Source organism: Tabrizicola sp. (genome assembly GCF_051645465.1).
Taxonomy (GTDB): domain Bacteria; phylum Pseudomonadota; class Alphaproteobacteria; order Rhodobacterales; family Rhodobacteraceae; genus Tabrizicola.
On sequence record NZ_JBOFBI010000351.1, the window covers coordinates 1 to 5057 of the forward strand.

The 5057-nt window shown below is 65.3% G+C and carries 5 protein-coding genes; all 5 read left to right on the top strand.

The window, feature by feature from the left end; all coding sequences use genetic code 11:
- Positions 1-442 precede the first annotated feature (442 nt).
- Positions 443-799, top strand: a complete 357-nt coding sequence (locus ACRCSW_RS22045) for an endonuclease domain-containing protein (RefSeq protein WP_438707800.1) — start codon at positions 443-445, stop codon at positions 797-799.
- Between the two features lie 53 nt (positions 800-852).
- Positions 853-2229 carry a Trk system potassium transporter TrkA gene (gene trkA, locus ACRCSW_RS22050; protein ID WP_438707801.1) on the top strand — a complete coding sequence of 459 codons (1377 nt, stop codon included), beginning with the start codon at positions 853-855 and terminating at the stop codon, positions 2227-2229.
- On the top strand, positions 2229-3746 hold the full coding sequence (locus tag ACRCSW_RS22055; protein WP_438707802.1) for a potassium transporter TrkG: 1518 nt from the start codon (positions 2229-2231) through the stop codon (positions 3744-3746). Before trkA ends, ACRCSW_RS22055 begins: the two co-directional genes overlap by 1 nt.
- A 160-nt stretch (positions 3747-3906) precedes the next feature.
- Positions 3907-4140, top strand: a complete 234-nt coding sequence (gene hfq, locus ACRCSW_RS22060; protein ID WP_008028786.1) for an RNA chaperone Hfq — start codon at positions 3907-3909, stop codon at positions 4138-4140.
- A 32-nt stretch (positions 4141-4172) separates the two neighbouring features.
- A partial coding sequence (hflX, locus tag ACRCSW_RS22065; protein ID WP_438707803.1) for a GTPase HflX occupies positions 4173-5057 on the top strand: 885 nt, incomplete at its 3' end.

Below are 5057 nucleotides of genomic sequence, written 5' to 3' on the forward strand. Positions count from 1 at the left end.
GGGCGTCCCCCTCCCTGGCCCGCCCCCTCGCAGGGGGAGGGGACGCCGGATGGCAACCGGCGCGTTTTGAAACACCCGACAACCGACCGCCATACAGGCACGATGTCGCTCGCCGTCCTGCACCAGCGCTGGGGTGGGGCTTCCCTCCCCTTGTCAGGGGGAGGGCTAGGGAGGGGGTGCGAAGCGCGTTTTGCAAGACCCGACAACCGATCGCCATACAGGCAAGATGTCGCTCGCCGTCCTGCACCAGCGCTGGGGTAGGGCTTCCCTCCCCCTGTCAGGGGGAGGGCCAGGGAGGGGGTGCGACGGCAGCCAAACACGAGACCGCCGGGCCTTAAGCCGTCCTTAACCCATCCAATCTCACACTGCCGGCTGGGATCTTCCGCGCTTCCCAAGCCCCTGACGGAACGCCGGGCAGCAGGTCCCGCCCGTGGAGAACCGGATGAGTGGCTTTCAAACTACCCTGCAGCGTGCCCAGGCCAAACGCCTGCGACGAAACATGACCGTGGCCGAGCGCGTTCTCTGGCACCATCTGCGCGCCCACCGATTCATGGGGCTGTCTGTCCGCCGGCAGGCACCCGTCGGTCCTTTCATTGTCGATTTCCTGATCCCCGATCATCGCCTGATCATCGAAACCGACGGCGGCGGTCATGGCAACCTTCGTGACACTGCCCGCGACAGCTGGCTTGTCGCCCAGGGGTTTGGCGTGCTTCGGCTCTGGAACCGCGAGGTCATGACCGACCTCCCCGCCTGCCTTGAACGGATTGCCTCCGATCTGGCCTCGCGCCCTCCCGATTGACCCCCCGACCCCGATCTGACATTCAGTCACCGACGCAGATCGCGGGGAGTCTGATGAAGGTCATCATCTGCGGGGCGGGTCAGGTCGGCTGGCAGATCGCCCGGCACCTGTCCGGCGAAAAGAACGACGTGACACTCGTCGACATGAACGCCGATCTCGTTCGCCGTGCGACCGACACGCTCGACGTCCAGGGCGTGGTGGGCTTCGCCAGCCACCCCGATACCCTGGCCAAGGCCGGCGCCCGCGATGCCGACATGATCATCGCCGCCACCCATTCGGATGAGGTGAACATGGTCACCTGCCAGGTGGCCCATTCCGTCTTCAACATCACAAGGAAGATCGCCCGCATCCGGGCGCAGAACTACCTTGACCCGCTCTACGGGACGCTCCTGAACCAGGATGGCCTTGCCATCGACGTGGTCATCAGCCCCGAACGCGAGGTCGCCGAAGCCGCCCTCCAGCGCCTTGCAGCGCCTGCGACCTTCGACACCGAAAGCTTCATGAACGGCCGCGCCCAGCTGCTCGGCATCCAGCTGACCGAGGATTGCCCGGTCCTGAACACCCCCCTTCGCCAGCTGAACGAGCTTTTCTCCACCCTCCGCGCCATCGTCGTCGGCATCCGCCGCGAAGACCGCCTCTTCGCGCCCGACCCCGGCGACCAGCTTTACGCCGACGACCAGATCTACGTCTTCACCCATTTCGAGGACGTGAACCGCGCGCTCGAAATCTTTGGCAAGAAAACGAAAAAGCAGGAACGCGTGGTCATCGTCGGCGGCGGCAACGTCGGCCTCGCCGTCGCCCGCGCGCTCGAAGCCCGCACCGACCGCATCCGCGCCAAGATCATCGAGAAGGACCGCGCCACCGCGGAACTCGCCGCCGATGCGCTGGAACGCACGATCGTTCTCAACGGCGACGGGATGGATATCGACCTCCTGATGGAGGCCTCGGTCGACCGCGCCGACGCGATCCTCGCCGTCACCGATGACGACAAGACCAACCTCCTCGTCGCCGTCCGCGCCAAGCAGGCCGGGTGCCAGATGACCATCGCGCTTGTGAACGACCCCACCCTTGCGCCCCTCATGGCACCGCTCGAGATCGACGCCTACATCAACCCCCGCGCCACCACCGTCTCGTCGATCCTGCGCCACATCCGTCATGGCCGCGTCCGCGCCGTCTATTCCATCGGCGACGCCGAGGCCGAGATGATCGAGGCACAGGTCCTTTCCACCTCGCCCATCGCTGGCCGGCTGGTGCGCGACATCGAATTCCCCGAAGGCGTGCTCGTAGGCGCGGTGATGAAGGGCGAGAAGGTCCAGAAACCCACCGGCGATCTTCGGGTCGAGCCCGGCGACGTCATAGCGCTCTTCGCCATGGCCAGCGACGTCCCCGAGGTCGAACGCCTCCTCCAAGTCTCGATCGACTTCTTCTGATGCTCGCCCGCCTGGCAGAACTGCCGCTTCTGGTCGTCCTCCTTGGCCTTGCGGGTGCCATGGCCCTGGTCCCGGCACTTTACGCTCTGGCCGCGGACGACCATGAACATGCCCGCGACTTCCTCTATTCCGCCCTGATCCTCCTTGTGATCACGGTGATGCTCGGCATCGCCACCGCCGCCTTTTCGCCCCGCGATCCCGCGCGCAGTCACCTGGCAGCACTTGTGCTTGCCTATGCCATCCTGCCCTTCGCTCTGGCGCTGCCGCTTCTGGAAGCCTTGCCCGACACGACCCTGACCAATGCCTGGTTCGAGATGATGTCGGCCTTCACCACCACCGGGGCCACGGTCTATGTCCCCGACCGGCTTTCCGATACCGTCCATCTCTGGCGCGCGATCGTGGGCTGGTTCGGCGGCTTTCTGACACTTCTGGCCGCCTATGCGATCCTGGCACCCCTGAACCTCGGGGGGACCGAGGTATCGTCGGGCCGTGTCCCGGGCCGGGGCGCCAATGGCACCGCGCAGATCGCGCGCACCGCCGAACCGGCCGAACGCCTCACCCGCTTCGCGCTCCAGCTTTTCCCGGTCTATGCTTCGCTCACGTTCCTTCTGTGGTGCGGGCTTCTTGTCCTGGGCGAAGACGGCATCTCGGCGGTGATCCACGCCATGGGAACGCTCTCGACCTCGGGCATCAGCGGTGCCACCCCCTTTTCCGCGGTTTCCGCAGGGCCAGGGGGCGAAGTCCTGGTCTTCGCCTGCTTTGTCTTCGCCATCACCCGCCGCGCGCTTCCTGGAATTCGGCTCGCCGAAAACCGCCGCCCGCTCCTGCAGGACCCCGAGCTTCGCCTCGCGGCCCTGCTCCTTGTCGCGGTGACGCTGATCCTGTTCCTGCGGCACTGGTTTGTCGCGAACGCTGCAGCCGAAACGGATGAAGCAAGCCGCGCGCTTCCGTCGCTCTGGGGCATAATCTTCACCGCTGCATCGTTTCTCACCACCACGGGCTATGTCTCGGCCGACTGGCAGACCGCCGCGGACTGGTCGGGCATCGGCACGCCCGGTCTGGCGCTTCTCGGCCTCGCGATCGTCGGCGGCGGTACTGCCACCACGGCCGGAGGGGTGAAGCTTCTCCGCGTCTACGCGCTTTTGCGCCATGGCGAGCGTGAGCTGGAAAAGATCATCCACCCGAACTCGATCGGCAGCGGCGGGTCGGATGCACGGCGGCTCCGCCGCGAAGGCGCCCAGTTTGCCTGGGTGTTCTTCATGCTTTTCGCAATCTCGATTGCCGTGACCATGGCGCTGTTGCTTATCGCCGGAGTCGGGTTTGAAAACGCCATGATCCTGGCCATCGCGGCGCTGACCACAACCGGCCAGCTTGCCGATCTTGGCGCTGCCCAGCCCATCCTCTACGCGGGGCTTTCGGACCCGGTGAAAATGATCCTCGGCCTCGCCATGGTCGTCGGCCGGCTTGAGACGCTGGCGCTTCTCGCGCTGATCCTTCCCGGTCGCGGACGCCGCTAAGCCCGCCGGGCCACGACTCTTAAGCACCTGTTTTTTGCGCTGGAAACTCCCGCAGACCCGCTACATACTTAACACAACCGCTAGGGCGGTGAAGACAGGGCTTAACCAAGAACGACCACGCCGTGACAGTGAAGCAATAGAAAAACAAGGCACAAAGAAGATGGCCGCTGACAAGCAAAACCTGCAAGACGCATTTCTTAACCACGTTCGCAAAGCAAAGGTTCCGGTGACGATCTTCCTGATAAACGGCGTCAAGCTGCAGGGCGTGATCACCTGGTTTGACAACTTCTGCGTGCTTTTGCGGCGCGATGGTCAATCGCAGCTCGTCTACAAGCACGCGATCTCGACCATCATGCCGGGCGCGCCGATCAGCCTCTACGAAGGGGAAGACTGATCGCACAGAGCCCGCACGACGATGCCGATCTTCTGTCCGAACGGGCCGGGCAGCGGCTGCGTGACACCGCGGCAGAAGCCACGCGCGCTTTTGTCATCCACCCGGCGCTGAAATCCGCGCGCGAGCGAAGGCTGCCCGAACATGGCCTCGCCGAGGCCGTGGCGCTTGCCGCCGCCTTGCCCGAGCTTGACGTGCTCGGCTCGGAGGTCGTCCGGCTTTCCCGCGTCCAGCCTGCCACGCTGATCGGCTCTGGCAAGGTCGATGAGCTGAAAGCCCGGTTTGCCGAACTGAAGATCGGCCTCGTCCTGGTCGACGGCACGGTGTCCCCGGTCCAGCAGCGGAACCTGGAAAAGGAATGGGGCGTCAAGCTTCTCGACCGCACGTCCCTGATCCTCGAAATCTTCGCCGACCGCGCAAGGACCCGCGAAGGTGTCCTCCAGGTGGAACTCGCCGCCCTCAGCTACCAGCGCACAAGGCTGGTCCGCGCCTGGACCCACCTCGAACGCCAGCGGGGCGGCTTCGGCTTCGTTGGCGGCCCCGGTGAGACCCAGATCGAAAGCGACCGCCGCGCGATCGACGATCAGGTGATCCGCCTCAAGCGCCAGCTCGACAAGGTGGTCAAAACCCGCGAACTGCACCGCGCCTCCCGGCGCAAGGTGCCCTTCCCGCTGGTGGCGCTCGTCGGCTACACCAACGCCGGAAAATCCACGCTGTTCAACCGGATGACCGGGGCAGAGGTCCTGGCCAAGGACATGCTCTTCGCCACGCTCGACCCCACCATGCGCGGCATCGTTCTGCCATCGGGACGGAAGATCATCGCCTCCGACACCGTGGGCTTCATCTCCGACCTGCCCACCCAGCTCGTCGCCGCCTTCCGCGCCACCCTGGAAGAGGTGCTGGAGGCCGACCTCATCCTC

Bases quoted from the DNA above. Each gene is read 5' to 3' on its own strand.
- ACRCSW_RS22045 (WP_438707800.1), top strand. From the start codon at position 443: ATGAGTGGCTTTCAAACTACCCTGCAGCGTGCCCAGGCCAAACGCCTG.
- trkA (WP_438707801.1), top strand. From the start codon at position 853: ATGAAGGTCATCATCTGCGGGGCGGGTCAGGTCGGCTGGCAGATCGCC.
- ACRCSW_RS22055 (WP_438707802.1), top strand. From the start codon at position 2,229: ATGCTCGCCCGCCTGGCAGAACTGCCGCTTCTGGTCGTCCTCCTTGGC.
- hfq (WP_008028786.1), top strand. From the start codon at position 3,907: ATGGCCGCTGACAAGCAAAACCTGCAAGACGCATTTCTTAACCACGTT.